Source organism: Komagataeibacter kakiaceti JCM 25156, assembly GCF_000613305.1.
Genome location: NZ_BAIO01000222.1, coordinates 1 through 3704 on the forward strand (window position 1 = coordinate 1; position 3704 = coordinate 3704).

3 protein-coding genes, 1 tRNA gene and 2 pseudogenes are annotated in these 3704 nt (G+C 63.8%); 4 read left to right on the top strand and 2 right to left on the bottom strand.

Annotated features, from left to right (window positions below; translation table 11 throughout):
- The 4 genes and pseudogenes from JCM25156_RS11025 to JCM25156_RS11040 all read left to right on the top strand — a co-directional run.
- On the top strand, nt 1-360 hold a 360-nt coding region (locus JCM25156_RS11025; protein ID WP_025813119.1), incomplete at its 5' end, for an ELM1/GtrOC1 family putative glycosyltransferase.
- 50 nt (nt 361-410) lie between these two features.
- Nucleotides 411-2297: pseudogene (locus JCM25156_RS23645) on the top strand (hypothetical protein).
- 54 nt (nt 2298-2351) lie between these two features.
- Nucleotides 2352-2486, top strand: a complete 135-nt coding sequence (locus tag JCM25156_RS32110) for a hypothetical protein (protein WP_277909438.1) — start codon at nt 2352-2354, stop codon at nt 2484-2486.
- The gene (locus JCM25156_RS11040) at nt 2483-2866 is read left to right on the top strand and encodes a hypothetical protein (RefSeq protein ID WP_025813120.1); all 384 of its coding nucleotides are present in this window, start codon (nt 2483-2485) and stop codon (nt 2864-2866) included. The genes JCM25156_RS32110 and JCM25156_RS11040 overlap by 4 nt, the downstream gene beginning before the upstream one ends.
- A 58-nt stretch (nt 2867-2924) precedes the next feature.
- Here the strand turns inward: JCM25156_RS11040 and JCM25156_RS11045 are convergent.
- Nucleotides 2925-2999 (bottom strand) — tRNA-Val (locus JCM25156_RS11045).
- 70 nt (nt 3000-3069) lie between these two features.
- Nucleotides 3070-3704, bottom strand: a pseudogene (locus JCM25156_RS23650) (ATP-binding protein); the annotation flags it as partial.

Genomic DNA, 3704 nt, shown 5'->3' on the forward strand with positions numbered 1-3704 from the left:
TCACGCCGGACCGATCCGGCGGTCAGCGCCGCACTGCACCACGCGCTGGCGGGAATGGGCGCATGGATATGGGACCAGACCGGACCCAACCCCTATCTCGGCCTGCTGGCCTGCGCGGACGCCATCGTGGTGACGATGGACAGCGTTTCCATGGTGTCGGAAGCCGTGGCGACATCCGCCCCGGTCATGGTGGCGGCGCTGCCGGGCCGGTCGCGGCGCATCGGGCAGTTCCTGCATGACCTGACACAGGCGGGGCGCATCCGGCCCTTTGCCGGGCGGCTGGAGACATGGCCGGTCATGCCGCTGGATGATACCGAAATCGCGGCACAGGCGGTGCGGCGGTGTCTTGGCCTTGCGTAACGGCACAATAACGCTCCCACTTATGCACGGAGTGGAATAGAACAGGCGTCATGCTTGGCATTCAGACCTTTGACCCGCGAACCGGCGGCAATATGGCCTACAAGGCCCTGACCCATCCGTGGGCGGCGGAGAAACTGGCCATTCTCGCCACGGATCTGGCAGGAAGCGGGCCGGTCGCCATCTATGACCCGCACGGGATCGCGCAGACCGCCCTGGCGCTGCTGCCCGCCAGAATCGAGGTCGCGGGCATTTACACCCATGATTCGCTTAAGGTAGGGCAGCCCTGTGGCGCGTGGAGCCTGCTGGCGCTGGCCGATCTGCCCCGGATGGCCGCGAAAACCGTATGGGCGCTGGATTTCAGCCATGCGGTGATGGAAAACCGGCTGTCGGGCCTGCTGCCCGCGGGCAGCCACCTGCGCACGCTGGCGGAGGTGCGCCTGCCCGATAGCATGCTGTCCGTCGCGCATACCTACCTCGACGGGCTGAATTTCGGCACCAACCTCGCTTTTTTCCGGGATACGGCGGAATTCTCCACCCGTCTGGTGTCCGCCAATTACTGGTCACGCTACGGCGCGGACAATGTGCGGTTCTGGCTGCGGCTGTACGATCAGGCCGGGCAGGTGCTGCATACATGGGAGCAGGCTGTACCCCGCGCGGGGCAGGCCATCATCCTTGACAGCGCGGAGATACGCCAGCGTTTCGGCCTGCCTGAATTTACCGGGCAACTGTTCATCACGCGATGGGAATCGCAGGGCATGACGTGGTCAAATACGCGCTGGAAACACGCGGGCGGGGCGATAACCCCAGCCTGTCGGTCACGCATGACGCCAATGCGTGGCCCGCCGCGCGTTACGCCAACCTGCCAGCCCCGGACCGGGGGAGGATGTGGTGCTGTGGCTCCAGAACAGCCACGCCCTGCCTGTCGCGGCGGGGAGCATGAGCCTCAACCGCATGGGGGATACGCGGCATGTGCCCCTGACCCGACCGCTGGCTCCGTACGAGACCGTGGCCGTGCATATGGCGGAGATCATGCCCGGCCTGTCATGGCCGGAGCAGATCGAACTGCGTGCCGGTGGCCATGTGGTGCGCCCGCGCTACGAGATTACGCAGCGCACCCGCACCCGTATCGCCCACCTGAACGTGCAGCGCGCCGACCTGCGGCCTGATCCGGGTATTGAAAAGCTGGATTCGCGTTTGTTCGGGCGGGGGTACCTGCTGCCATTTCCTGTGCCGGATCCCGCGCGTTACCGCACGCTTGTCCTGCCGTCGCCCATGGCGGAAAGTCTTGAGACCCTGCCGGTGCGGATAGATGGCTTCGATGCGGAGGGGAAAAATGCCGGATCGCGGTTCATGGGGTGCCTGCCGCGCGATCATGCGATGCTGTGCGACGTAAGTGAATTCATGACCACGGCGGGCCATGGCGAGCTGGTCTATGACTTCCGCGCGGGCGGGCAGGCCGATGGCTGGCTGCATGCCCTGATCCGTTATGAGGACCGTGATACCGGCCATGCCGCCGAGACCAGCTTCGGCGCGCATATTTTCAATACCGTCATGACCTATCGCGGTGAGCCGCAATCCTATGTCGCCCGCCGCCCGGCCTGTCCACCCGGCTGTTCCTGACGGCGGCGATTGCCGAACCGTTCAGTTTCTGCACCCTCATCTATCCGGCATCGGCTGCATGGCGTGCGTGTTCGGATACATCGCTTTACCTGCATGCCGCCGATGGCGCGGTCATCGCGCGGGAGAAGATCGCCATCCCGCTGTCAGGCTCGCGTGTCCTCTGGCCCCACGAAATCTTTGGCGTGGCGGCCCTGCAACGCGCGGGTGAGGGCGCGTATGTCATCATCCGTGATACGACATGCCGCCTGTTTGGCTATCATGGCCGCAAGATGGAACGGGACGGACGGTTTTCAGCCGACCATATGTTCGGATTCTAGGAATCCGTCCGAAAAAGCTGCCCCAGAAACTTCCTTATGATGACGGGATGTTTCGTGGAACAGATTCCAAGCCACCCGGACGCCATGTTCCATGGCGTTGACATGATGGATCCGGACCGGGCCGCGTTACGGCGCAGGGTCCGGTTGCGGGAACACCCGCCGCTGACAGGGAGCCTGAGCGCACCATGATCGTACAGGACACCAATTTCTTCTGCGATATGCCAGAGGACATGAAATACCTGCGCGACCGGAATCCGCCCGGCAATTTCATCGAGCAGAACATGATTTTCATCCTGCCCGACCGGTTGCGCAAATTCCGTCGCAACCTGTTTCACGTCAGGCGCACGGATTCGGATGCAACGGTTTACGCGCCGCTGTTCCGTATCCGCTGCATCAGTGCTTCGGACCCGGTGCCGGAGGGGTATGACGGGCCGTTCGATGTATTTCCATTCTACACCAATCCCACCCGTAAACGGCGGCGGACGCTGGATTACTACGTGCTGTTCCTGTTTCAGGACAAGCTGTCCTACGTCCGCTGTCGCGATGCCCTGGGCCAGATTCCGGCATGAATCCGGAATACGGGCATGATGCCCGGAACAGTCATGTTTTATAAGGGGGGAGGCCGGATGGTGGGTGCGACAGGGATTGAACCTGTGACCCCCGCCGTGTGAAGGCGATGCTCTACCGCTGAGCTACGCACCCATCCGCTTCGGTGGGGTCTTATTAGTCCAGCGGGGCAGGGTGCGCAAGGGGGAAAAAACCGATCTCCATGCTATTTTCCACCCACGCGGCGCAGGCGGTAGGCCAGGGCTTCGGCAATATGGCCGCGTTCCACGTCCTGCGCCGCCGAAAGGTCGGCTATGGTGCGGCCCACGCGCAGCAGGCGGGTGAAGCCACGGGCGGAAAGACGCAGCTTTTCAGCGGCCTGCACGGCAAAATCACGCGCTGGCGTAGTGATGCGAAAGGCGTCGATCGGGGCTTCGGCATTACGTAGCGCGCCCTGCCGCCCGCGCTGGCGCTCCACCGCCGCCATGACCCGTTGCGCCACGATGGCGCTGGATTCACCGCCCTGAAGTTCTGCGATGCGGGTCAGCGGCATGGGTTCGACATGCACCGCCATATCCAGCCGGTCCAGCAGCGGGCCGGACAGGCGGGCCTGATAATCCTCCCCACAGCGTGGGGCCTTGCGACATTCCTGCGCCGCATCGCCCAGATAGCCGCATTTGCACGGGTTCATGGCGGCAATAAGCTGGAAGCGGGCAGGGTAGGTGACATGGGCGGCGGCACGGGGCGATGGATATGGTGCCGGTTTCCATCGGCTGGCGCAGGATTTCCAGCGCGGAGCGGGCGAATTCGGGCAGTTCATCCAAAAACAGCACGCCCCGGTGCGCAAGGCTGACCTCGCCC

Bases quoted from the DNA above. Each gene is read 5' to 3' on its own strand.
- JCM25156_RS11040 (WP_025813120.1), top strand. From the start codon at position 2,483: ATGATCGTACAGGACACCAATTTCTTCTGCGATATGCCAGAGGACATG.